The sequence below is a fragment of the Streptomyces sp. NPDC001220 genome, from assembly GCF_053597895.1.
Map to the genome: position 1 here is coordinate 620,471 of NZ_JBSFJE010000002.1, position 23,098 is coordinate 643,568.

Annotated in this window: 27 protein-coding genes, 1 tRNA gene and 1 riboswitch; of the genes, 10 read left to right on the plus strand and 18 right to left on the minus strand. The window is 69.4% G+C overall.

All coding sequences use genetic code 11. The features are described from left to right. The first annotated feature begins 63 nt into the window (after positions 1-63). On the plus strand, positions 64-2,490 hold the full coding sequence (locus ACWDGI_RS07345; RefSeq protein ID WP_450756245.1) for a transglycosylase domain-containing protein: 2,427 nt from the start codon (positions 64-66) through the stop codon (positions 2,488-2,490). A 20-nt stretch (positions 2,491-2,510) separates the two neighbouring features. Here the strand turns inward: ACWDGI_RS07345 and ACWDGI_RS07350 are convergent, their stop codons facing one another. The 3 genes from ACWDGI_RS07350 to ACWDGI_RS07360 form a co-directional block, all read right to left on the minus strand. Then, positions 2,511-2,831 (minus strand): DMT family transporter, encoded by a 321-nt coding sequence (locus ACWDGI_RS07350; RefSeq protein WP_450756247.1) that lies wholly within the window; start codon positions 2,829-2,831, stop codon positions 2,511-2,513. A gap of 32 nt (positions 2,832-2,863) precedes the next feature. Next, a riboswitch (guanidine-III (ykkC-III) riboswitch) is annotated at positions 2,864-2,937 on the minus strand. A gap of 53 nt (positions 2,938-2,990) precedes the next feature. Further along, positions 2,991-3,293: a GroES family chaperonin gene (locus ACWDGI_RS07355; RefSeq protein WP_076089203.1), complete on the minus strand. Its 303-nt coding sequence runs from the start codon at positions 3,291-3,293 to the stop codon at positions 2,991-2,993. Between the two features lie 72 nt (positions 3,294-3,365). Continuing rightward, positions 3,366-3,695, minus strand: coding sequence for a DUF3618 domain-containing protein (locus tag ACWDGI_RS07360; RefSeq protein WP_450756249.1), 330 nt, complete (start codon positions 3,693-3,695; stop codon positions 3,366-3,368). A gap of 97 nt (positions 3,696-3,792) precedes the next feature. Between ACWDGI_RS07360 and bcp the strand changes: the two genes are divergently transcribed. From bcp to ACWDGI_RS07380, 4 genes are all read left to right on the plus strand, one after another. Further along, positions 3,793-4,260 carry a thioredoxin-dependent thiol peroxidase gene (bcp, locus tag ACWDGI_RS07365; RefSeq protein WP_450756251.1) on the plus strand — a complete coding sequence of 156 codons (468 nt, stop codon included), beginning with the start codon at positions 3,793-3,795 and terminating at the stop codon, positions 4,258-4,260. 137 nt (positions 4,261-4,397) lie between these two features. Then, a complete protein-coding gene (locus ACWDGI_RS07370) occupies positions 4,398-5,039 on the plus strand; it encodes an HNH endonuclease signature motif containing protein (protein ID WP_450756253.1) in 642 nt (213 codons plus the stop codon). After that, positions 5,036-5,704, plus strand: coding sequence for an HNH endonuclease signature motif containing protein (locus ACWDGI_RS07375; RefSeq protein WP_450756255.1), 669 nt, complete (start codon positions 5,036-5,038; stop codon positions 5,702-5,704). Before ACWDGI_RS07370 ends, ACWDGI_RS07375 begins: the two co-directional genes overlap by 4 nt. A gap of 53 nt (positions 5,705-5,757) precedes the next feature. Beyond that, a tRNA-Leu gene (locus ACWDGI_RS07380) sits at positions 5,758-5,842 on the plus strand. Positions 5,843-5,887: 45 nt separating this feature from the next. Here ACWDGI_RS07380 and rdgB read toward each other — a convergent pair. From rdgB to ACWDGI_RS07400, 4 genes are all read right to left on the minus strand, one after another. Further along, positions 5,888-6,493, minus strand: a complete 606-nt coding sequence (rdgB, locus tag ACWDGI_RS07385; protein WP_450756257.1) for an RdgB/HAM1 family non-canonical purine NTP pyrophosphatase — start codon at positions 6,491-6,493, stop codon at positions 5,888-5,890. A 33-nt stretch (positions 6,494-6,526) separates the two neighbouring features. Beyond that, positions 6,527-6,940 (minus strand): hypothetical protein, encoded by a 414-nt coding sequence (locus ACWDGI_RS07390; protein ID WP_450756259.1) that lies wholly within the window; start codon positions 6,938-6,940, stop codon positions 6,527-6,529. Between the two features lie 129 nt (positions 6,941-7,069). Then, positions 7,070-7,810, minus strand: a complete 741-nt coding sequence (rph, locus tag ACWDGI_RS07395; RefSeq protein ID WP_450756261.1) for a ribonuclease PH — start codon at positions 7,808-7,810, stop codon at positions 7,070-7,072. Positions 7,811-7,886: 76 nt separating this feature from the next. Continuing rightward, positions 7,887-8,120, minus strand: coding sequence for a glucose PTS transporter subunit EIIB (locus tag ACWDGI_RS07400; protein ID WP_234544142.1), 234 nt, complete (start codon positions 8,118-8,120; stop codon positions 7,887-7,889). Between the two features lie 190 nt (positions 8,121-8,310). Here ACWDGI_RS07400 and ACWDGI_RS07405 point away from each other — a divergent pair, with 190 nt between their 5' ends. Together ACWDGI_RS07405 and ACWDGI_RS07410 are read left to right on the plus strand one after the other, a co-directional pair. Next, positions 8,311-9,609 (plus strand): PTS transporter subunit EIIC, encoded by a 1,299-nt coding sequence (locus ACWDGI_RS07405; protein ID WP_450756263.1) that lies wholly within the window; start codon positions 8,311-8,313, stop codon positions 9,607-9,609. A gap of 132 nt (positions 9,610-9,741) precedes the next feature. After that, entirely contained in the window at positions 9,742-10,989 is a 1,248-nt protein-coding gene (locus ACWDGI_RS07410) for a PTS transporter subunit EIIC (RefSeq protein WP_450756265.1), read from the plus strand. An 89-nt stretch (positions 10,990-11,078) separates the two neighbouring features. Here ACWDGI_RS07410 and ACWDGI_RS07415 read toward each other — a convergent pair whose 3' ends face one another. Continuing rightward, the gene (locus ACWDGI_RS07415) at positions 11,079-11,831 is read right to left on the minus strand and encodes an MBL fold metallo-hydrolase (RefSeq protein WP_450756267.1); all 753 of its coding nucleotides are present in this window, start codon (positions 11,829-11,831) and stop codon (positions 11,079-11,081) included. Between the two features lie 238 nt (positions 11,832-12,069). Between ACWDGI_RS07415 and ACWDGI_RS07420 the strand changes: the two genes are divergently transcribed. Beyond that, positions 12,070-12,528, plus strand: coding sequence for a type II toxin-antitoxin system PemK/MazF family toxin (locus ACWDGI_RS07420; RefSeq protein WP_450756269.1), 459 nt, complete (start codon positions 12,070-12,072; stop codon positions 12,526-12,528). Positions 12,529-12,531: 3 nt separating this feature from the next. Here the strand turns inward: ACWDGI_RS07420 and ACWDGI_RS07425 are convergent, their stop codons facing one another. From ACWDGI_RS07425 to clpS, 9 genes are all read right to left on the minus strand, one after another. After that, positions 12,532-13,011 carry a hypothetical protein gene (locus ACWDGI_RS07425; RefSeq protein ID WP_450756271.1) on the minus strand — a complete coding sequence of 160 codons (480 nt, stop codon included), beginning with the start codon at positions 13,009-13,011 and terminating at the stop codon, positions 12,532-12,534. A gap of 122 nt (positions 13,012-13,133) precedes the next feature. Next, positions 13,134-15,197, minus strand: coding sequence for a putative Ig domain-containing protein (locus tag ACWDGI_RS07430; RefSeq protein ID WP_450756273.1), 2,064 nt, complete (start codon positions 15,195-15,197; stop codon positions 13,134-13,136). Between the two features lie 248 nt (positions 15,198-15,445). Beyond that, positions 15,446-16,396 (minus strand): PLP-dependent cysteine synthase family protein, encoded by a 951-nt coding sequence (locus ACWDGI_RS07435; protein ID WP_351322961.1) that lies wholly within the window; start codon positions 16,394-16,396, stop codon positions 15,446-15,448. Between the two features lie 7 nt (positions 16,397-16,403). Further along, positions 16,404-16,682, minus strand: a complete 279-nt coding sequence (locus ACWDGI_RS07440) for a MoaD/ThiS family protein (protein ID WP_351701220.1) — start codon at positions 16,680-16,682, stop codon at positions 16,404-16,406. Positions 16,683-16,766: 84 nt separating this feature from the next. Continuing rightward, positions 16,767-16,862: a putative leader peptide gene (locus tag ACWDGI_RS07445; protein WP_450756275.1), complete on the minus strand. Its 96-nt coding sequence runs from the start codon at positions 16,860-16,862 to the stop codon at positions 16,767-16,769. Between the two features lie 245 nt (positions 16,863-17,107). Beyond that, positions 17,108-17,530, minus strand: a complete 423-nt coding sequence (locus ACWDGI_RS07450) for a Mov34/MPN/PAD-1 family protein (protein WP_450756277.1) — start codon at positions 17,528-17,530, stop codon at positions 17,108-17,110. A gap of 141 nt (positions 17,531-17,671) precedes the next feature. After that, positions 17,672-19,111, minus strand: a complete 1,440-nt coding sequence (locus ACWDGI_RS07455) for an amino acid permease (protein WP_450756278.1) — start codon at positions 19,109-19,111, stop codon at positions 17,672-17,674. Positions 19,112-19,442: 331 nt separating this feature from the next. Further along, complete coding sequence (locus tag ACWDGI_RS07460) at positions 19,443-20,048, minus strand: DUF2017 domain-containing protein (RefSeq protein ID WP_450756280.1); 606 nt, start codon at positions 20,046-20,048, stop codon at positions 19,443-19,445. Positions 20,049-20,141: 93 nt separating this feature from the next. Next, complete coding sequence (gene clpS / locus ACWDGI_RS07465; protein ID WP_351701234.1) at positions 20,142-20,459, minus strand: ATP-dependent Clp protease adapter ClpS; 318 nt, start codon at positions 20,457-20,459, stop codon at positions 20,142-20,144. A gap of 163 nt (positions 20,460-20,622) precedes the next feature. Here clpS and ACWDGI_RS07470 point away from each other — a divergent pair, with 163 nt between their 5' ends. Then, on the plus strand, positions 20,623-21,969 hold the full coding sequence (locus ACWDGI_RS07470; RefSeq protein ID WP_450756282.1) for a nicotinate phosphoribosyltransferase: 1,347 nt from the start codon (positions 20,623-20,625) through the stop codon (positions 21,967-21,969). Positions 21,970-22,117: 148 nt separating this feature from the next. Further along, positions 22,118-22,702: an isochorismatase family protein gene (locus ACWDGI_RS07475; protein ID WP_450756284.1), complete on the plus strand. Its 585-nt coding sequence runs from the start codon at positions 22,118-22,120 to the stop codon at positions 22,700-22,702. A gap of 40 nt (positions 22,703-22,742) precedes the next feature. Here ACWDGI_RS07475 and ACWDGI_RS07480 read toward each other — a convergent pair whose 3' ends face one another. Beyond that, positions 22,743-23,075 carry a hypothetical protein gene (locus ACWDGI_RS07480; RefSeq protein WP_362576929.1) on the minus strand — a complete coding sequence of 111 codons (333 nt, stop codon included), beginning with the start codon at positions 23,073-23,075 and terminating at the stop codon, positions 22,743-22,745. Positions 23,076-23,098 lie beyond the last annotated feature (23 nt).

Sequence of the window (23,098 nt, forward strand, 5' to 3'; positions counted from 1 at the left end):
GCCGAAGACGTACCGGCCCGCCGGCACGTACGACGCACCGCACCACAGGAGTCCGCGCACACCATGAGCGACGAGCCGCAGCCGCAGCAGCCGAACCAGAGCGGCGAAGGCCCGACAGAACCGCCGACGGCGGTCCAGGAGACGAAGGGGGGCGAGAAGAAGATGAAGCGGCCCAAGCGGACCGGATGGCGGCGGATCGTCCCCACCTGGCGCATGCTGCTCGGCACCTTCGTGATCGGGATACTCCTGCTGATCGGCCTGTTCTTCCTCGGCTACTCGATGGTGAAGATCCCGACGGCCAACGCGTTCGCCACCAAGCAGTCCAACGTCTACCTGTACGCCGACGGCTCCCAGCTGGCCCGCGACGGCGAGGTCAACCGGGAGAACGTGACCCTCGCCCAGGTCTCCAAGGACGCCCAGCACGCCGTGCTCGCCGCCGAGGACCGCGACTTCTACACCGAGTCCGCCGTCGACCCCAAGGCGATGCTGCGGGCCGCCTGGAACACCGCGACCGGCAAGGGCACCCAGTCCGGCTCGACGATCACCCAGCAGTACGTGAAGAACTACTACCTCGCACAGGAGCAGACCGTCACCCGAAAGGTGAAGGAGTTCTTCATCTCGATCAAGCTGGACCGCTCCGAGTCCAAGGACGAGATCCTCGAGGGCTACCTCAACACCAGCTACTTCGGCCGCAACGCCTACGGCATCCAGGCCGCCGCCCAGGCCTACTACGGCAAGGACGCCACCGACCTCGACCCGGCCCGCGCCGCCTACCTCGCGGCCCTCGTCAACGCGCCCAGCGAGTACGACGTCGTCGCCCACCCCGAGAACAAGCCCGCGGCCGTCGCCCGCTGGAACTACGTCCTGGACGGCATGGTCAAGAAGGGCTGGCTCAGCGAGTCGAAGCGGGCCGGCATGAAGTTCCCGATGCCCAAGGAGCAGACCGCCTCCACCGGCATGTCCGGGCAGCGCGGCTACCTCGTCGAGGCCGTCAAGAGCTACCTGATCAAGAACAAGATCGTCGACGCCGACTCCCTGGAGGCCGGCGGCTACCGCATCACCACCACCATCGAGAAGAACAAGCAGAACGCCTTCGTGAAGGCGGTCGACGACAAGCTGATCTCCCAGCTGGACAAGAAGAACAACAAGGCCGACAACTACGTGCGCGCCGGCGGCGCCTCGGTCGACCCGAAGACCGGCAAGGTCGTCGCCATGTACGGCGGCATCGACTACGTGAAGCAGTACACCAACGGCGCGACCCGCGGTGACTTCCAGGTCGGCTCCACCTTCAAGCCGTTCGTCTTCGCCTCCGCCGTCGACAACGCCTCCACCACCCAGTCCGGCCAGACCATCACCCCGAACACCTACTACGACGGCACCAACAAGCGCGCCGTCCAGGGCTGGCCCGGCGGCACCTACGCGCCGGAGAACGAGGACGAGAAGTCCTACGGCCAGATCACCGTCCGCAAGGCCACCGACCTGTCGGTGAACGCGGTGTACGCACAGATGGCCGTCGACGTCGGCCCGTCCAAGGTCAAGCAGACCGCCGTCGGCCTGGGCATCCCCTCCGACACCAAGGACCTCCAGCCGTACCCGTCCATCGCCCTCGGCACCGCCACCGCCAGCGTCCTGGACATGGCGGAGGCGTACGCCACCCTCGCCAACCACGGCAAGCACGGCGCGTACACGATGGTCGAGAAGGTCACCAAGGACGGCACGCAGGAGATCAAGCTGCCGCGGTCGACGACCAAGCAGGCCGTCAGCCGACAGGCCGCCGACACCACCACCTCGATCCTGCAGAGCGTGGTCGACAACGGCACCGCCACCGCCGCCCAGGCCGCGGGCCGGCCCGCGGCCGGCAAGACCGGCACCGCCGAGGAGGACACCGCCGCCTGGTTCGCGGGCTACACCCCCGACCTCGCCACCGTCGTCTCCGTGATGGGCCAGGACCCGGTCACGGCCGCCCACAAGTCGCTCTACGGCGCGCTCGGCCTGCAACGCATCAACGGCGGCGGGGCCCCGACCGAGATCTGGGCGCAGTACACCAAGGCCGCCCTCAAGGGCGTCGTGGCCTCCGCCTTCGACCTCGACCTCCAGCCCGGCGCCGAGACCGTCGCCCCGGCCACCCAGAACCCGGCCACCCCGGGCACCGGCGGCCAGGACAACGGCGGCACCACCGGCGGGAACCAGGACAACGGCGGCGCCACCGGCGGCGGCCAGGACAACGGCGGGACCACGGACGGCTCCACCACCGCGGGCACCACCGACGGGGGCACCACGGACGGCTCCACCACCGACGGCTCCACCACGTCCGGCACGACGACCTCCGGCACGGACGCCGGTACGACGACCTCCGGCACCGACGCCGGCACGTCCACCGGCACCACCACCGACGGCACCAGTACCGGTACGACGAACGGGACCACCGACGGCGGCACCACGACCGGAACGACAGCGGGCGACGACGGCGGCGGCTTCGGATTCCAGTAGCCGCCCGGCGCCCCGCCCGGTCAATGACCGCTGGTCGCCTTGAGTCCCACCACGGCGACCAGCAGCAGGCACACGAAGAAGATCCGCGCGGCGGTGGCCGGCTCCCCCAGCACCAGCATCCCGAACACCGCCGCCCCGGCCGCCCCGATCCCCACCCAGACGCCGTACGCGGTGCCGATGGGCAGGGTCCGGGCGGCGTAGGAGAGCAGCAGCATGCTGGCGACGATCCCGCCGCCGGTGAACAGGCTGGGGACGAGCCGGGTGAAGCCGTCGGTGTACTTCATCCCCACCGACCAGCCGACCTCCAGCAGACCGGCGACGACAAGCAGAACCCAGGCCATGACAGGCACCTCCGAGACGTTTCGCTGAACGGGGTGCGTCGTCTTTGCCTTCACGGTCCCGGTACGGCGCGTCTCGTCGGGCTGGCTCCTTCGAAAATAGCAAAGGCACGACAAAGGGGCCTGGTGACCGCAGTCACCAGGCCCCTTTCGGTCACTGAATCACAGATACAGGCCGGTCGAGTCCTCCGAGCCCTCGAACCGGTCGGCGGCCACCGCGTGCAGATCACGCTCACGCATCAGCACATAGGCCACCCCGCGCACCTCGACCTCGGCACGGTCCTCCGGGTCGTACAGCACCCGGTCACCCGGCTCCACGGTCCGCACGTTCTGCCCGACCGCGACCACCTCGGCCCAGGCCAGCCGGCGCCCGACGGCCGCCGTCGCGGGAATGAGAATCCCACCACCCGACCGCCGCTCACCCTCGCCGGTGTCCTGCTTGACCAGCACCCGGTCGTGCAGCATGCGGATGGGCAGCTTGTCGTGATGGGTGTCGTTTCTGTTGGCGCTCACGCCCTTGAACCTACCTGTTTCCGCTCAGCTCCTACGCCGCCGGCTACCGAACACGAGCAGCCCGACCACGCCCACGGCCACGAGGGCGACCGGCACGACCCGCTCCAGGCGCGGCGCGCCCTCCTCGTCCACGAACTGGGCCCGCACATCGCTCACCACCCGGTTGACCTGGACGTAGGCCCGCCCGAGCGTGTGATCGACATTGGCCGCGACCTTGGCCTTCGCATCGCCGACGATGGTCTTCGGGTGCACCCGCACCCCGATCTCGTCCAGCGTCTCGGCCAGCACATCGCGGCGCCGCTTGATGTCCGCCTCGATCTGCGCCGGGGTTCTGGTGTCCGACGTGTCCGCCACCGTGGGGCCCTCCGAAGTCTCCCGTGCTCCCTGTCCTGGACAGTCTGTCAGTTCTCGCCGCCCGCGCACTGTCAGGACCCCCCGTTACGCTGGACCGATGAGCGAGCGACTCCAGCCCGGGGACGTAGCCCCCGACTTCACCCTCCCCGACGCCGACGGCAACGAGGTGTCCCTCTCCGCCCACAAGGGCCGCAAGGTCATCGTCTACTTCTACCCGGCCGCGCTGACGCCTGGCTGCACGAAGCAGGCCTGCGACTTCACGGACAACCTCGACCTGCTGGCCGGCGCGGGCTACGACGTCATCGGCGTCTCCCCCGACCAGCCGGAGAAACTCGGCAAGTTCCGCGACAAGGAGAACCTCAGGGTCACCCTCGTCGCCGACCCCGACAAGAAGGTCCTGGACGCCTACGGCGCGTACGGCGAGAAGATGAACTACGGCAAGACCTACCTGGGCGTCATCCGCTCCACGGTCATCGTGGACGAGCAGGGCAAGGTCGAACGAGCCCTCTACAACGTCCGGGCCACCGGCCACGTAGCCAAGATCATCAAGGACCTCGGCATCTGACCCCCTCACCTGCCACCGACGGCCCGCCCCGGGAGCGACCGGCGCGGGCCGTTTCCCTTCTCCGAGCGTGACTGTCCGATAACCGGTTCGTTACTCCGTACGAGCTGCGAATGCGCGGCCGGATCGGAGGGGGCTCGATGGGAGCGAGTGCGTACACCAGGGAGCGGCTGGAGGAGGCGGCTCGAGGGGCGCGGACGTTGTCGGAGGCGTTGCGGCGGTTGGGGGTGGATCCGGGGAGTTCGACGCGGCGGTACGTGCTCGGGCGGATGAAGAAGCTGGGAGTGGATGTCTCGCACTTCGAGAGGGAGGGGGTGAAGTGGACACGGGAGGTGCTGGAGGAGGCGGCGGCAGCCTCAACGAACATGTGCGAGGTGCTGCGCCGGCTGGGGCTGGAGGTGGTGGGCGGGCATCACACGCACATCAGCCGCCGGATCAAGGCGTACGGGATCGACACGTCGCATTTCCAGGTGCCGACACAGCGGGGCAAGCCGTGGCGTCCGCGAACCCCAGAGGGCTTGCTCGTCGAACAATCGGAGGATCGCGCCCGACGCATTCCGAGCGACCGACTCAAGTGGGCGATGACGGCGACGGGGGTGCCGGAGCGCTGCGCCTTGTGCGGCACGGACGCTGCCTGGCGAGGACACCCACTCCCCCTGGAGGTCGACCACATCGACGGCAACTGGCACGACAACCGCATCGACAACCTGCGGTTGCTGTGCCCCAACTGCCATTCGACGACGGACAGTTATCGGGGGCGTGGCAAAGGCAGGGCTTCATGAGCAGCGGCGTGCGGTACACCAGAGAGCAGCTGGCCGAAGCAGCCGCGCAGTGTTCCGACATCGACGAGGTCATCGCCTTCTTCGGCACCCGGCCATATGGCCAACTGCGCCGCCATCTCTTTCGACGCTTCGACCACTTCGGGATCGACGTCGCGCACATGCCCCGTCAGAGGCGAGCGAAGACACCACCTGCCAAACCGGCCCCCGACGCACTGCGCCAAGCGGTCGAAGGAGCGACCTCCATCGCCGAGACGCTCCGCGCCCTGGGGATGGAGCCCTACAACAGGAGGCTGCGCGCTCAGCTCCATCTTTGGGTGGCCGAGGTCGATATCGACACCTCGCACTTCCTGGGGCAGGCACATCAACGCGGCGGGCCGGGCACCACACCGCTCAGGAACGCCGAGGACATCCTGGTCCAACATGACGGCATCCGCCGGACCAGAACCCACCTGCTCCGTCGGGCCCTTCTGGAAGTCGGCGTGCCGGAGGAGTGCGCCGAGTGCGGCACAGGCCCCGAATGGTTCGCAAAGCCCATGACGCTGGAAGTCGATCACATCAACGGAGACTGGCGCGACAACCGACGGGACAACCTGCGGTTGCTGTGCCCGAACTGCCATGCGGTCACGGCCACCTGGTGCCGAGGAGGCGCACGTCGAAAGGCGTAGCCCCGTACACTGGGCGAAGCAAAACGGCAGCTCTAGAGAATGTCCGTTTTGGGGCGGTCGTGGCGAAATAGGCGATACGCGCGGGTTTTAGGTGCCCGTGGGAGAAATCCCGTGTGGGTTCGAGTCCCACCGGCCGCACCCACAGGGAGGGGCCGTCCGTCAGGTCGGCCCCTCCGCCCTGCGTCAGCCCAACAGCTCCCGCACCACCGGCACCAGCCCGCGGAACGCCTTACCCCGGTGGCTGATCGTGTTCTTCTCGTCCGGGGTCAGTTCCGCGCAGGTGCGGGTCTCGCCCTCCGGCTGGAGGATCGGGTCGTAGCCGAAGCCGTTCGTGCCGGACGGGGTGTGGCGGAGGGTGCCTCGCAGCTGGCCCTCGACCACGCGTTCCGTGCCGTCCGGCAGCGCCAGTGCCGCCGCGCAGGCGAAGTGCGCGGCGCGGTGCTCGTCGGCGATGTCCGAGAGCTGGGCGAGGAGGAGGTCCAGGTTGGCCTTGTCGTCGCCGTGGCGGCCGGCCCAGCGGGCGGAGAAGATGCCGGGGGCTCCGTTGAGGACGTCGACGCAGAGGCCGGAGTCGTCGGCGACCGCAGGAAGGCCCGTCGCCTGAGCCAGGGCGTGGGCCTTGAGGAGCGCGTTCTCGGCGAAGGTGACGCCCGTCTCCTTGACGTCGGGGATGTCGGGGTACGCGTCGGCGCCCACCAGTTCGTGGGGCAGCCCCGCCTCGGCGAGGATGGCGCGGAGTTCGGTGATTTTTCCGGCGTTGCGGGTGGCGAGGATCAGGCGGGTCGTCATGGCAGGAAGTATCCCAAGCCCCGGGCCCGGCGGTTACGGCGTGCAGACCTTGGTCAGTTCGCCGGCCGCGTCGGTGACCGGGGTGACGTCGGGGGTCGAGTCGCCGTTCCTGATGGACGTGCGGACGTTGTCCACGGCCTTGTCGAGGTCGTCGACCGCTTTGTTGACGTCGGCGTCGTCGGTCTTGTCGCCGATCTTCTTCAGGTTGTTCTGGATCGAGTCGAGGGAGGCGTCGGCCTGGGTGGGGTCGTTCGCGGCGTTCTCCACGGCCTGCTGGAGGTCGGTGACGCTGTCGGCGATGGAGTCGGCGGTCTGGACGCAGTCCAGGGCCTTGTTCACGGCGTCGCAGCCGGTGAGCAGCGCGGCGGCGAGTGCGGCGGTCGCGGCTGCGGCGGCGATGGCGGTGCTGCGGCCTCGGTGACGGCCTCTGCGTCGGCTGGCGGCCATGACGGTGTTCCCCTCCCGTTGGGTACGACTGGCCGAGCGCACGGTTTTCACGCCGTGCGCCCGTACCTATGGGGACGCGGAGCCGCCCGCCCTGGTTGCCCCGCCGTACCTCGGCATTTTGGGTTCCCTTTACTTTGCGGGGAGGGTGGCTTCGAGTGCGGCCCGCTGGATCGCGGCGAGGTCGTTGCAGCCGGCGACGGCGAGGTCGAGGAGGGCGTTGAGTTCGTCGCGGGCGAAGGGTTCGGCCTCGGCGGTGCCCTGGACCTCGACGAAGCGGCCGTCGCCGGTGCAGACGACGTTCATGTCGGTCTCGGCCCTGACGTCCTCCTCGTAGCAGAGGTCGAGGAGGGGGACCTTGCCGACGATGCCGACGGAGACGGCGGAGACCGTGCCGGTCAGGGGCTGGCGGCCGGCCTTGACGAGCTTGCGCTCCTTCGCCCAGGTGACGGCGTCGGCCAGGGCCACGTAGGCGCCGGTGATCGCGGCGGTGCGGGTGCCGCCGTCGGCCTGGAGGACGTCGCAGTCGAGGACGACGGTGTTCTCGCCGAGGGCCTTGTAGTCGATGACCGCGCGCAGGGAGCGGCCGATGAGGCGGGAGATCTCGTGGGTGCGGCCGCCGATCTTGCCCTTGACGGACTCGCGGTCGCCCCGGGTGTTGGTGGCGCGGGGGAGCATGGAGTACTCCGCGGTGACCCAGCCCTCGCCGCTGCCCTTGCGCCAGCGGGGGACGCCTTCGGTGACGGAGGCGGTGCAGAAGACCTTGGTGTCGCCGAAGGAGACGAGGACGGAGCCCTCGGCGTGCTTGCTCCAGCCGCGTTCGATGGTGACCGGGCGGAGTTGTTCGGGGGTGCGGCCGTCGATTCGAGACATGGCCATGAGCCTATCCGGAGCGGCGGAAGGGGCTTGTCCCGAGGCGGGAGAAGCCCCTTCGCACGAGCCGGGAGGCTCACATCATGTCTTCGATCTCCGCGGCGATCGGGTCGGCGTCGGTGCCGATGACGACCTGGATGGCGGTGCCCATCTTGACGACGCCGTGGGCGCCGGCGGCCTTCAGGGCGGCGTCGTCGACCTTCGAGGCGTCGTGCACCTCGGTGCGCAGGCGGGTGATGCAGCCTTCGATCTCGTCGATGTTCTCGATTCCGCCGAGGCCGGCGACGATCTTCTCAGCCTTGCTGGCCATGTTCCTTCTCCCTGATCCGAACCGCTTTGTCGCAGTAACCCACAGTTGGCCCAACTTTTCGAGCGGCCGTGCCGCGCCTGCCGAATGATGGCGAGCACTGCGGCGGAACCGTCGTCAACTGGTCTACACCAGCGGATGGGCGGTCGCCAAACCCCCTGGGGTGGAGCCGAGCGGCCCGGAGGACGCGCCCATGAGTGCCGAGAGCGCCGACAGCACGGTCAGTCCCGCGCGGGAGCGGTGGAACGTTCTTTTCCAGGGGCTGCAGAAGATGGGCCGGAGCCTGCAGCTGCCGATCGCGGTGCTGCCGGCGGCGGGGATCCTGAACCGGCTGGGGCAGCCCGACGTGTTCGGGGACCAGGGCCTTGGCTGGACGGATGTCTCCAAGGTGATGCAGGGCGCGGGGGGCGCGTTGCTCGACGGGTCGGTCGGGCTTCCGTTGCTGTTCTGCGTCGGCGTCGCGATCGGGATGGCGAAGAAGGCGGACGGGTCGACGGCGCTGGCGGCGGTGGCGGGCTTCCTCGTCTATTACGGGGTGCTGCACCAGTTCCCGGAGGGTTGCCCGGGTGGGTCCAGGGCGCTGCCGGGGATCGGCTGTCAGGTGAGCGACGGGTCGGTGTCGACGTTCACGTTCCAGAATCCCGGTGTCTTCGGCGGGATCGCGATGGGGCTGCTGACCGCGTATTTCTGGGCCCGTTTCCACCGTACGAGGCTGGTGGACTGGCTGGGTTTCTTCAATGGGCGGCGGCTGGTGCCGATCATCATGTCGTTCGTCGCGATCGTCTTCGCGGTGCTGTGCCTGTGGGTGTGGCCGCCGGTCGGCGACGGGCTGGAGAGTTTCAGCCACTGGCTGCGGGATGCCGGCGCCTGGGGTGCGGGGGTGTTCGGGGTCGCGAACCGGGCGTTGCTCGTCATCGGGCTGCACCAGTTCCTGAACGTGCCCATCTGGTTCCAGTTCGGCAGTTACACCACGCCGGACGGCCGGACGGTGCACGGGGACATCAACATGTTCCTGGCGGGCGATCCGGACGCGGGGCAGTTCACGTCCGGGTTCTTCCCGATCATGATGTTCGCGCTGCCGGCCGCCGCGCTGGCCATGACGCACTGTGCGAAGCCGCACCGGCGCAAGGAGATCGGCGGTCTGATGCTGTCGGTGGCGCTGACGTCGTTCGTCACGGGGATCACCGAGCCGCTCGAGTACTCGTTCCTCTTCATCGCCCCGCTGCTGTACGCGGTGCACGCGTTGCTGACGGGGGTGTCGATGGCGGTGACGTGGGGGCTCGGGGTGCACGACGGGTTCAGCTTCTCGGCGGGGCTGATCGACTACGTCATCAACTGGAACCTGGCGACCAGACCTTGGGCCATCGTCCCGATCGGTCTGTGCTTCGCGGCGGTCTACTACGTGGTCTTCCGGTTCGCCATCACGAGGTTCGATCTGAAGACCCCGGGGAGGGAGCCGGAGGAGGAGGTGGAGGACGTCACCAAGGCTTAGCCGGCCGGTTCCCGGACGGCGTACAAAACGTGATTCTCCTGTTGCGGAATTGACGGGTTCCTTATAACGCCCCCATCGTGTACAACAGGTCTACACCACTGAGTGGTGTAGACCACCACCGATGGAGGAAGTATGACAACCGCCACCACAACGGCGGCTCCCACAAAGAAGTGGGGATCCGGTCTGTTCCAGGGCCTGCAGAAGGTCGGCCGCAGTCTCCAGCTCCCGATCGCCGTGCTGCCGGCGGCGGGTCTGCTGCTTCGCTTCGGTCAGCAGGACATCCACGACAAGCTGCACCTGCCCGACAAGGTCACCTCGGTGTTCGCCACGGCGGGCGGCGCGATCTTCGACAACCTCCCCATGCTGTTCTGCATCGGTGTCGCGATCGGCTTCGCCAAGAAGTCGGACGGCTCCACGGCGCTGGCCGCCCTGGTCGGCTTCCTGGTCTACAAGAACGTCCTCACCGCGTTCCCCGTCACCGACGCGAAGGTCCAGGCGGGCGCGGACATAGCCGCGACGTACAACAACCCGGGTGTGCTGGGCGGCCTGGTGATGGGTCTGCTGGGCGCGGTGGTCTGGCAGCGCTTCCACCGGACCAAGCTGGTGGACTGGCTCGGCTTCTTCAACGGCCGCCGGCTCGTCCCGATCATCATGGCCTTCGTCGGCACGGTGATGGGCGTCTTCTTCGGTCTGATCTGGAAGCCGATCGGTGAGGGCATCTCGAACTTCGGTGAGTGGATCACCGGTCTGGGCGCCTTCGGTGCCGGTCTGTTCGGTCTGATCAACCGCGCGCTGATCCCGGTCGGCATGCACCAGTTCGTGAACACCGTCTCCTGGTTCCAGATCGGCGACTTCAAGGACGCCTCCGGCCAGATCGTCCACGGTGACCTCACCCGCTTCTTCGCCGGTGACCCGACGGCCGGTCAGTTCATGTCCGGCTTCTTCCCCATCATGATGTTCGGCCTGCCGGCCGCCGCCCTCGCCATCGCGCACACCGCCCGCCCGGAGCGCCGCGCGGCCGTGATGGGCATGATGATGTCGATGGCGCTGACCTCGTTCGTGACCGGTGTGACCGAGCCGATCGAGTTCACCTTCATGTTCATCGCGCCGCTGCTGTACGTGATCCACGCGGTGCTCACCGCCCTGTCCATGGCGATCACCTGGGCGCTCGGGGTGCATGCGGGCTTCACCTTCTCCGCGGGTGCGATCGACTACGCGCTCAACTGGAACCTGGCGACCAAGCCCTGGCTGATCATTCCGATCGGCCTGGTGTTCGGCGCGATCTACTACTTCGTCTTCCGCTTCGCGATCATCAGGTTCAACCTCCCCACCCCGGGCCGCGAGCCCGAGGAGGAGGTCGAGGACCTCACGAAGGCGTGAGTCCCGTCCCGGCCTGACGAGGCCCCCGCAGCCCGGCGGCTGCGGGGGCCTTGCCGTATCTGCAGGCCTGAACCCCGTGGTACGACGTGTCAGATCTCGTAGACGACGCGGGGCGCCGCCAGGTCCACCGGGCCGTCGAAGACCTCGCGGGCGTCGGCGAGGTTGACGGCGGGGTCGGTCCACGGCGGGATGTGGGTGAGGACCAGCCGGCGGGCGCCGGCGCGGGCGGCGGTCTCGCCGGCCTCGCGGCCGTTGAGGTGCAGGTCCGGGATGTTCTCCTTGCCGTGCGTGAAGGCCGCCTCGCACAGGAACAGGTCGGTGTCCCGGGCCAGCGATTCGAGCGCGTCCGTGACGCCGGTGTCGCCCGAGTACGTCAGGGACTTCCCGCCGTGTTCGACGCGGACACCGTAGGCCTCCACGGGATGGCGGACCCGCTCGGTGTGGACCGTGAAGGGTCCGAGGTCGAACGTGGACGGCTTGACCGTGTGGAAGTCGAAGACCTCGCTCATCGAGGAGGCGGTGGGGGTGTCGGCGTAGGCCGTGGTGAGGCGGTGCTCGGTGCCCTCGGGGCCGTAGACCGGGATCGGGGGGCACGGTCCGCCGTCGTGGCGGTAGTAGCGCGCCACGAAGTAGGCGCACATGTCGATGCAGTGGTCGGCGTGCAGATGGCTCAGGAAGATCGCGTCGAGGTCGTAGAGACCGCAGTGGCGCTGCAGCTCGCCAAGGGCGCCGTTGCCCATGTCGAGGAGCAGCCGGAAGCCGTCGGCCTCTACGAGGTAGCTCGAGCAGGCCGATTCCGCGGACGGGAACGACCCCGAGCAGCCGACGACGGTGAGCTTCATGAAGCAGAAACCTCCGTTGGCGGAACACCCGGAACAACCGGGAACTGGAGTCGGAGAAGAGAGGTGAGCGGGGGTCGTGCGGTTTGTCGAGCGTAAGGCGCAAAAGGGCCGGTCGCTCCTCCGCCAGGGGCCGTTGTGGGCGAACTCACCTGTGCTGTCACCGGTTCGGCTGGACCAGGGGCGCATAAGGATCGCGCAAGGGCGCGCATCGGTTATCTCGCGCCGGTAACGTCGTCGTATGGACACGTCATGGTGGCTCGCGCTCGCGGCAGTCGTCCTGCTGGCGCTGGTCGCCACGCTCGTCGACGGATGGGGCCGGGGGCATCGTCCGCGTGGACAGCGCACCCGCCCGCCGGGGCATCCGCGCGGCACGCGCGTGCAGACGGGCCGGCCTCATCCGGGGGACATCTGGTGGGCCAACGTGCCCTACGAGGACGGGCCGGGCGCCAAGGACCGGCCCTGTCTGGTGCTGGCGGTGCGCGGCAACCATGCGACCGTCGCCAAGATCACCAGCAAGTACCACGACGAGCGGGCCGGGGTGATCCCGCTGCCGCCGGGCTCGGTCGGGGACGCCCATGGCCGGCCGAGCTTCCTGGAGACGGACGAGTTGCGCGAGGTGTCGGTGTGGGAGTTCCGGCGCCGGGTGGGCGTGGTCGACCCGGTGCTGTGGGACCAGGTGCGGCACCTGGCCCCCTGAGGGTCACTTCACCCTGACGGTGACCTGCCACTCCTGGATGCCCTTGCAGGAGACCCCGCCGGGCGCGGTGGGCTCGGCGCACAGCGGGCGGGACGAGGTGAGGGTGACGGTGCCGGCGGCCACCGCGGTGTAGGCGGCGGAGGCGTCCCCGGGCTGGAGCACGATCCCGCCGTTGGTGGCCCGCAGCGCGGAGCCGCTCGCCGTGACCGTCTTCCAGGGGCGCTGCCGGGTGCCGTCGAGGGCGAGCCGGAGCTGCCCGCCGACCGCCACGCAGACCGTACTGCGGTTGTCGGCGGCGGTGAGTTCGGAGGTCAGGGGCGTGCAACTGCCGGAGGAGCCGCTCGCGCCGGGGCTGGAGGGGGCCGGCGAGGGAGACACCTTGCCGCTGCCCTGGTCGGTGCTCCCGCTCTGCGAGCCGCAGCCCGCCAGCAGGAGGAGGGTCGCCGCGGCGAGCGACGCGCGGTGGACCGTCGTACGGCGCATGGGGTGTCCGCCTTTCCGTCGGGAACGGAACCCTTGGTGCCGATGTGACGTATCAGCCGGACGTACGGATCCCGCCCCCGGACGGCTTCCGGGGGCGGGATCCGGTCACTCGGCGGGCGGGGTCAGCTGGTCGTGACGGCGGTGTCGTCGACGACGAAGCTGGTCTGCAGGGAGGAGTCCTCGACACCGCTGAACTTCAGGGTGACGGTCGAGCCCGCGTACGACGACAGGTCGAAGGACTTCTGGGTGTAGCCGGTGGCGGCGTTGAGGTTCGAGTACGTCGCCAGGGTGGTCGAACCGGCGGACACCGTCAGCTTGTCGTACTGGGTGCTGGTGGTGGTCTCGGCGGTGTCGACGTGCAGGTAGAAGGTGAAGGTGGCCTTGCAGCCGGAGGGGACGGTCACCGACTGGGAGAGCGTGTCGGTGTGGGTGGAGCCGTAACCGTCCAGCCAGGCCTTGTAGGAGCCGGCGTGGGCAGCCTCGCCGGTGTCGTTGGTGATGACCCCGCTGGAGGCGGTCCAGGTGGTGTTGCCCGACTCGAAGCCCGCGTTGCCGAGCAGTTGGGCGGAAGTGCAGGTGCCGCCGCCGCTGGTGCTGACGGTCCAGGTGAAGGAGGCGGAGCCGGAGGCGCCGGTGGAGTCGGTCGCGGTGACGGTGGCGCTGTAGGTGCCCGCGGTGGACGCCGTACCGGAGATCAGGCCGGTGGAGCTGGAGATGGACAGGCCGGTGGGCAGGCCGGAGGCGCTGTAGGTGAGGGTCGCGCCCGCGCTGTCGGAGGCCGAGATCTGCAGGCTGACCGAGCTGCCGGTGGCGGTGGACTGGCTGCCGGGGTTGGTGACGGTCACCGTGTTGCCGGTGCTGGTGCCGGAGGTGAAGGCGGCGGTGCCGTTGGGGGTGCCCCAGCCGGTCGGGCCGTCGTAGCCGGTGCCGGCGGTGCAGAAGTACGACGGCGAGCAGGAGCCGTTGTTGCCGCTGGTCACGTCGTACAGGTTGCCGGTGTGGCTGTAGGGGTACTTCGCCGGGTAGTCGCTCGAACCCGGGGTGCCCGCGAGGGCGTACACACCGGCGATGATCGGCGAGGAGGCACTCGTGCCGCCGTAGACCGCCCAGCCGGAGCCGCCGTAGGTGTCGTAGACCGCCACGCCGGTGGCCGGGTCGGCGACCGCGGAGACGTCGGACTCCATGCGCTTGGAGCAGCCGGTGTCGGTCTGCCAGCTCGGCTTGGCGTCGTAGGCGGAGCAGCCGGAGCCGGTGCCCTCGGTGCTGCTGGTCTTCCAGACGGACTCGGTCCAGCCGCGGGTGCCGGAGGAGGTGGAGAGCGCGGTGCCGCCGACGGCGGTCACGTACTGGGAGGTCGCCGGGTACTCGGCGCCGTAGGCGGAGTCACCGGAGGAGACGGTGATCGCGACGCCCGGGTGCTTGAAGTACGAGGTGTCCTCGCTGGTCTGGGAGGAGGACTCGGAGCCGCCCCAGCTGTTGGAGACGAACTTGGCGCCGAGCGCGACGGCCTCGTTCTCGGCGGTGCCGAGGTCGGAGTCGGTGGCGGAGTTGGCCTCGACGAGGATGATGTTGCAGTTCGGGCAGACCGCGCTGACCATGTCGATGTCGAGCGCCTCTTCACCGGCCCAGCCGGTGTCGTTGGTCGGCAGGGAGGTCGTCGAACCGGTCTGACTGACCTGCTTGAAGCAGCCGTTGGCCTTGGTGCAGGCGGACAGGCCGTACTGCGAGCGGTAAGTGGCCAGGTCGGAGGCCGCGTTGGGGTCGTTGTAGGCGTCGACCACGGCAACGGTCAGGCCGGAGCCGCCCGTCGAGGGCAGGTTGTAGGCGCTGTGCAGGTTCGAGGGGCTCAGGCCGGAGGGGGCGGCGGCGAGCGCGGAGGCCAGTTGCTGCTTGATGTCGGTCCGGCGCTGCGCGAAGCAGGAGACCTGGCCGGCCTTGGTGGCGGTGGCGCACAGGTGCTTGGTGGGCACCTTCTGGCCGGCCTTGCCGGTGCTGTGCACGGCCTGGCGGGCGGGGTCGCTGAGCGCCTTGGAGTTCTGGGTGACCTTGGTGGTGGTGTGGGGTGCCGCGGCCGCGGGCTGGGCGGCCCCGGCGGTGGGTGCCGCGACGAATCCGGACACGGCGAGGGCTAGGGCGGGGAAGGCTACGGCCAGGAGTCTTCGCAGGCTCCGTCGTGATTCACGCATGGGGGTACTGCCTCCATCGGTGGGGTTACAAGGCAGGCCCGTGACGCGCGTAGCGGCGGCAGAGTGCGCGCAGTCATGAGCATGACATTTCGAACACCCTGCGATGCCGACATGCATGGCATGAACAGGACGGAGGAGAAGCTAGTCGGGTTCGGCGAAGCCCGGTCCCCCCGGAGGAAGATCTTTGCTCCGGCATGGACAGCGCTTAGCCCCCTCATAGGAGGGGGTTGGCGCGTGCATGATGAGGGCTATGCCCAGAGCTGACCCTGGAGGGTCTCGATGGCTTCCTCGGTCGTGGCGGCCGTGTAGACCCCGGTCGACAGGTACTTCCAGCCGCCGTCGGCGACGACGAACACGATGTCGGCGCTCTCGCCGGCCTGTACGGCCTTCTTCCCGACGCCGATCGCGGCGTGCAGCGCGGCGCCGGTGGAGACGCCCGCGAAGATGCCCTCCTGCTGGAGGAGTTCCCGGGTCCGGGTGACGGCGTCCGCCGAGCCCACCGAGTAGCGGGTGGTGAGCACGGAGGCGTCGTACAACTCGGGTACGAAGCCCTCGTCGAGGTTCCTGAGCCCGTACACGAGGTCGTCGTACCGGGGTTCGGCGGCGACGATCCTCACGTCCGGCTTCTGCTCACGCAGGTACCGGCCGACGCCCATGAGGGTGCCGGTGGTGCCGAGCCCGGCGACGAAGTGCGTGACCGAGGGGAGGTCGGCGAGGATCTCCGGACCGGTCGTCGCGTAGTGCGCCCCCGCGTTGTCCGGGTTGCCGTACTGGTAGAGCATCACCCAGTCCGGGTGCTCGGCGGCGATCTCCTTGGCCACCCGCACGGCGGTGTTGGAACCGCCGGCCGCCGGACTGGAGATGATCTCCGCACCCCACATGCCCAGCAGGTCCCGGCGCTCCTGCGAGGTGTTCTCCGGCATCACGCACACCATGCGGTAGCCCTTGAGCTTCGCCGCCATCGCCAGCGAGATGCCGGTGTTGCCCGAGGTCGGCTCCAGGATGGTGCAGCCCGGGGTGAGCCGGCCGTCCTTCTCCGCCTGCTCGATCATGTGCAGGGCGGGACGGTCCTTGACCGAGCCGGTCGGGTTGCGGTCCTCCAGCTTGGCCCAGATCCGGACGTCGGCGGACGGCGAGAGCCGCGGCAGGCGCACCAGGGGGGTGTTGCCGACCGCGGCCAACGGGGAGTCGTAGCGCATGCCGATCTCAGGCCATACCGCCGGCGACCGCCGGCAGGATCGTCACGGTGTCGCCGTCGGTCAGCTTGGTCTCGATGCCGTCGACGAAACGGACGTCCTCGTCGTTCAGGTACACGTTGACGAAACGGCGCAGCTTGCCGTCGTCCACGATGCGGGCGTGGATGCCGGCGTGCCGGGTCTCGAGGTCGTTGAAGAGGTCGGCGATGGTCTCACCGCTGCCCTCCACCGCCTTCTGACCGTCGGTGTACTGGCGGAGGATGGTCGGGATGCGGACCTCGATGGCCATGGCTCAGGGCTCCTGTCGGAAAGTCTGGGTGGGTGGGCGCGCAGCGGCACGCCGCGGCTCACGGCCGTACGGCGGCAGGGAACGTCAACAGATGGCGCTGTTCAGCCTGCACAGGTCGACGTGCAGCCGCGCCACGAGCATGCCGCCCGCCGCCTTCTCGCTCACGTCGAAGGAAACCATGGGGTCATCGTATCGATTCCCGGTGCGGGTCCCGCAGTGTGATCCCGGATGACGGACACTTTCCGACCGAGGGTTGAGACACTCCCCGGGGCGCGGGGAACTGCGCGACCAGCCCCCACCGGCCGGCGGGTGCCCACCGGCCGGCCCGGCACCACCGGCCGGCCCGGCACCGCCGAAGTCCGCCGTCGCGGCTGAGCGCCGTCGGGGCGGAGAAGTCCGGGTCCGCGGCGCGGAGGAGAACCGGCTCAGTACCCCTCGACGACGTCGACCTCCTCCTCCGTGACCTCGCCCGCCACGATGCGGAAGGAGCGGAACTGGAAGTCGCCCAGACCGTCGGTGTCGGCAGTCGAGACCAGGACGTAGTGGGCGCCCGGCTCGTTCGCGTAGCTGATGTCCGTCCGGGACGGGTACGCCTCCGTCGCCGTGTGGGAGTGGTAGACGACCACCGGCTCCTCGTCGCGGTCGTCCATCTCGCGGTAGAGCCTGAGGAGGTCGCCGGAGTCGAACTCGTAGAACGTCGGGGACATCGCCGCGTTCAGCATCGGGATGAACCGCTCGGGCCGGTCCGAGCCGGCCGCCCCCGCGACGACCCCGCACGCCTCGTCGGGGTGGTCCTTGCGCGCGTGGGCGACGATCTGGTCGACGAGGGCCTGGGTGATGGTCAGCATGTCGGCCAGGATAAGCAGAGGGCCGCCCCGTACCGAAGGCTGGTACGGGGCGGCCCATATGCCGGACGTCCTGAGCGGCTGCCGCAGGGGGCGCCACGAGTGCTCCCTGCGACGGGACGTCCTGGGGGGTGGCGAGAGGGGTCAGCTCACCTTCTCCAGCGGCGCCCGCTCGCGCCGCTCGGCGATCTCCGGGTTGCGCGACTTGAGGACCAGCCAGCCGATGCCGAGCGCGGCGGCCCAGCCGGCCATCACGTACAGGCAGACCCGGGAGTCGCCGTCGTACGCGATCAGGCCGGTCACGAAGAGCAGGAAGACGATGGCGATCCAGCTGCACACCGCCCCTCCCGGCGCCGGGAAGGAGGACGCGGGCAGCCGGCCGGCGTCGACCGCGCGGCGGTAGAGGACGTGGCTGATCAGGATCATCAGCCAGGTCCAGATGCCGGCCGCGGTGGCCACCGAGGTGACGTACCCGAACGCCTTCTCCGGGACGATGTAGTTGAGGACCACGCCGATGCCCATGAAGAGCACCGAGACGGTGATGCCGAGCGCCGGGGTCTTGGACGCGGACAGCTTCCGGAACACGGCCGGGGCCTCGCCGCTGTCGGCCAGGTTCCGCAGCATCCGGCCGGTGGAGTACATGCCGGAGTTGCAGGAGGACAGCGCGGCGGTCAGGACGACGAAGTTGACGATGCCGGCGCCGGCCGGGATGCCGATCTTCGCGAAGGCCGCGACGAACGGGGAGACGCCCGGGGCGAACTCCGTCCACTTCACGACGCAGAGGATCACCGTGAGCGCACCGACGTAGAAGAGGGCGATGCGCCAGGGGAGCGTGTTGATCGCCTTGGGGAGGGTCTTCTCCGGGTTCTCGGACTCGCCGGCGGTGACGCCGACCAGCTCGACCGCGAGGTAGGCGAACATGACGCCCTGGAGGGTCATCAGGGAGGAGCCGACGCCCTTGGGGAAGAAGCCGTCGAACTGGTAGAGGTTCGCGACCGACGCGGTGTCACCGGCGGCGCTGAAGCCGAAGGTGAGGACGCCGAGACCGATCACGATCATGCCGATCAGGGCGGTGACCTTGACCATGGAGAACCAGAACTCCAGCTCTCCGAAGACCTTCACGGAGATCAGGTTGACCCCGAAGAGGATCACCAGGAAGACCAGCGCGGTCACCCACTGGGGGACGGACGGGAACCAGTAGTTGACGTAGATCGCGGCGGCCGTCAGTTCGGCCATGCCGGTGACGACCCACATCAGCCAGTACGTCCAGCCGGTGAAGTAGCCGAAGAACGGGCCGAGGAACTCCCGAGAGTACTCGGCGAAGGAGCCGGAGACCGGGCGGTACAGGAGCAGCTCACCGAGCGCCCGCATGATGAAGAAGATGATGCCGCCCGCGAGGGCGTACATCAGGATGAGACTGGGTCCGGCCTTGGCGATGTTCGCCCCGGCACCCAGGAAGAGGCCGACGCCGATGGCGCCGCCGATGGCGATCATCTGGACCTGGCGGCTGCCGAGCCCGCGCTCGTACCCCTCTTCCGAGGCTTCGGAGGACTGCTCCGACGTGTCGACCTGAGCGGAGGTCATGTGTGGTGTGCGCCTTTCTCCATGCCGACCCGGGCCTCTGGTCGGCCGCGGATCGGGTTTCGATCCCCCCGGATTGCTGGAGTGGTGCCTGACCGGCTGTTGCCGGTTCGGTGGCGCACCCGGACGGACACATGGGTGGTGTCGCCGGGCGGTCGTGAAGATTTATCACGGCCGCAATATTGATCACCGGGTTCCGCCGAAGGGGATTGTGGCGCACACCACAGGAAGAAGCGGACAAAGCGGGGCAGAAAATGTCATACCCGGCCGCAACGGTGACAGGATCGTTATCCGGATTTGAGCGTCCTCTGAGCGAACGCAAAAACGGGACGGATTACGGCATAAGGGTGGTGACCAGGGTCTCCTGGAGGCCGCCGAGCCACAGATAGGCCATCACCATCGGCTTGCGCGGGTCCTCGTCGGGGAGCCGGTAGAGCAGATCGGTGTCGTCCTCGTCGGTGATGTCGAGGCGGGAGCCGATGGCGAGGCGCAGGTCGTTGAGGGCGCCGAGCCACTGCCGGGACTCCTCGGGCGCCAGCTTCAGGACCGCTCCGCCCTCCCCCACCGGGGCCAGCGCGTCCAGGGAGCGGATCACCGCGAGGGCGCTCTCCCGCTTGCCGGCCCTGAGGTCGTTCTCGGTGTAGCGGCGGAACTCGGCCGAGTGGGCCTGCTGCTCCTCGGCCTCCTGCGAGGAGTCGGGCACCCGCTCCGGGTCGCCGTAGGCGTCCGGGAAGAGCCGGCGCAGCACCGGGTCGGAGGGCGCCTCGCTGGGCCCCTCCGCGAAGAGTTCGGCGAGCGGGTCGTCGGGGGCGTCCTCGGCGGGGCCGGGGCCGATGAGTTCCAGCAGCTGGACGGCCAGCGTCCGGATGATCGAGATCTCGACGTCGTCGAGCGCGACGGCCGCGCCGCCGCCGGGGAGCGGTTCGAAGATTCCTGGCATGGAGGGGGTTCGCTGCTTCCGGTGCTGGTCGAGGGGTCTGGCTACGTCCGGTCCTGCGGGCCGGGGATCATTTCCGGTCCGGCCGGCGGGGGGTCATTTCCGGTCCTGCTGGAGGGTGGCCCACAGGCCGTAGCCGTGCATCGCCTGCACGTCGCGCTCCATCTCCTCGCGGCTGCCGCTGGAGACGACCGCCCGGCCCTTGTGGTGGACATCCAGCATGAGCTTGGTGGCCTTGTCCTTGGGATAGCCGAAGTACGTCTGGAAGACGTACGTCACATAGCTCATGAGGTTGACGGGGTCGTTGTGCACGATCGTCACCCAGGGGACGTCGGGCTCGGGTACGGCGAAGACCTCCTCCGCCGACTCGGTACGTTCGATCTCTACGGGAGCGGGTGACGTCACATGGCCCATGCTGCCACGCGCCCCACAAATCGTCACACTGACGAGATGGGGGTAGCATCTCCAGTCATGCCGCATACCCCGGGGGACGCGACACCCGATAGCGGCTGCGCCGCGGGCCGGACCCCCGGCAAGCCCCGGGGCACCCGGAGATTCATAGCGTAGGAGAGCTGTCGTGGATGTAGCGGACCTTGGGCTGCCGGTGGATGTTCCCTCGACGGCGCTCTTCACGGACCAGTACGAACTGACGATGCTGCAGGCCGCGCTCAGGGCCGGTACGGCCGAGCGGCGCAGCGTCTTCGAGGTCTTCACCCGGCGGCTCCCCGAAGGGCGCCGGTACGGCGTCGTGGCGGGCACCGGACGGGTCCTGGACGCCGTGGAGAACTTCCGGTTCGACCCGGACGTCCTCGGCTTCCTGGCCGAGCGGAAGATCGTCGACGAGCCCACCCTGCGCTGGCTCGCCGGCTACCGCTTCAGAGGTCACATCTGGGGCTACCCCGAGGGCGAGGTCTACTTCCCGGGCTCGCCGATCATGCGGGTGGAGGGCTCCTTCGCCGAGTGCGTGCTCCTGGAGACCGTGATCCTCTCCATCCTCAACCACGACTCGGCGATCGCGGCCGCCGCCTCCCGGATGGCCTCGGCCGCCGGCGACCGCCCGCTGATCGAGATGGGCGCCCGCCGCACCCACGAGCTGGCCGCCGTGGCCGCCTCCCGCGCCGCCTACGTCGGCGGCTTCGCGACCACCTCCGACCTGGCGGCCGGCTTCCGCTACGGCATCCCGACGGTGGGCACCTCCGCCCACGCCTTCACCCTGCTCCACGACCACGAGCGGGACGCCTTCCAGGCCCAGGTCGACTCGCTCGGCCGGGGAACCACCCTGCTGGTCGACACCTACGACGTCGCCGAGGCGGTCCGTACCGCCGTCGAGGTGGCCGGCCCCGAGCTGGGCGCCGTCCGTATCGACTCCGGCGACCTGCTGCTGGTCGCCCACCGGGTCCGGCAGCAGCTGGACGAGCTGGGCGCGAACGACACCCGGATCATCGTCACCTCCGACCTGGACGAGTACGCCATCGCCTCGCTGGCCGCGGCGCCCGTGGACGCGTACGGCGTCGGTACCCAGCTGGTCACCGGCTCCGGGCACCCCACCTGCTCCATGGTCTACAAGCTGGTCGCCCGCGCCGGGTCCGCCGACCCGAAGGCCCCGCTGCTGCCGGTCGCCAAGAAATCGTCCGGCGGCAAGACGTCCGTCGGCGGCCGCAAGTGGGCGGCGCGGCGGCTGGACGCCGAAGGGGTGGCGGAGGCGGAGGTCATCGGCACCGGGGAGGTGCCGGCCGGCCTCGTCGACCAGCAGCTGCTGGTCGAACTGGTGAAGTCCGGACAGGTGGCAGCCCGCGAACCGCTCGACGCGTCCCGCGCGCGCCATGCGGCGGCCAAGGCCAACCTGCCGCTGTCCGCGACCCAGCTCTCCCGCGGAGAAGCGGTCCTTCCGACGGAGTACGTCCAGGGGCGCTCGGGTAGCTAGAGCGGGTGCCCGCGTACGCGCCCCGCAAAGCCCCCTCCCCTACGCCCCCGTAAGTCTCTACGCTCGGAGGTTCAGGCCGGGCCCGCACCCCTTCTTTCCGCGTCTCCCCCCTCGACAGACCCGATACCGACTGCGAAGGACACCGACCATGCGCCGCGCCTTGATCGTCGTTGATGTGCAGAACGACTTCTGTGAGGGGGGCAGCCTCGCGGTGGCGGGCGGCGCCGACGTGGCCGCCGCGGTCACGGAGCTGATCGGGCAGGCGCCCGCCGGCTACCGCCACGTGGTGGCGACCCGCGACCACCACATCGCGCCGGGCGGCCACTTCGCGGACAACCCCGACTACGTGCACAGCTGGCCGGCGCACTGCGTGGCCGGCACGGAGGGCGTCGGCTTCCATCCGAACTTCGCCCCGGCGGTCGCCTCCGGCGCGGTGGACGCGGTGTTCAGCAAGGGCGCGTACTCGGCCGCCTACAGCGGCTTCGAGGGCACGGACGAGAACGGGGTCCCGCTGGCCGACTGGCTCCGCGCCCGGGAGATCACCGAGGTGGACGTCGTCGGGATCGCCACGGACCACTGCGTGCGGGCCACCGCGCTGGACGCCGCGAAGGAGGGCTTCCGCACGCACGTCCTGCTCGACCTGACCGCCGGGGTCGCCGCGGAGACCACCGCCGCGGCGCTCCAGGAACTGCGCGAGGCAGGCGTGGAGCTGACCGGGAAGCCCGTCGTCTGAAGGGACAGCTCCGGTCGGGCCCGAAGGAGAGGCCGGGGAGTCAGGCCTGGGCGGCCGGCCGGCGCAGCAGGGCCCTGATCGGATGCCACAGCTCCGTCACCGTGACACCGTTGTCAGGGGCCGTTCGCCATATGAGGCCGTCGGGGTGGTGGAGGACGGCCGTGATCTCGTCCGGGGTCGGCGGGGCGGCGTTGCCCCGCAGGTAGACGGCACGCATGCCCAGGTTGCGGAGCCTGGTCAGAGCGCGGGCGCGGTTCTGGGCGAGGACCAGTACCCGTACCCCGGCGGTGCCCCCGGCAGGGGCGGGGCTGGGCAGGTTCAGTGCCACCACCACGCTGCCGTTCGGCAGCTTGCAGAACCCTCCTGCGGCCATGCGGTCATACCCCCGTACGAGTC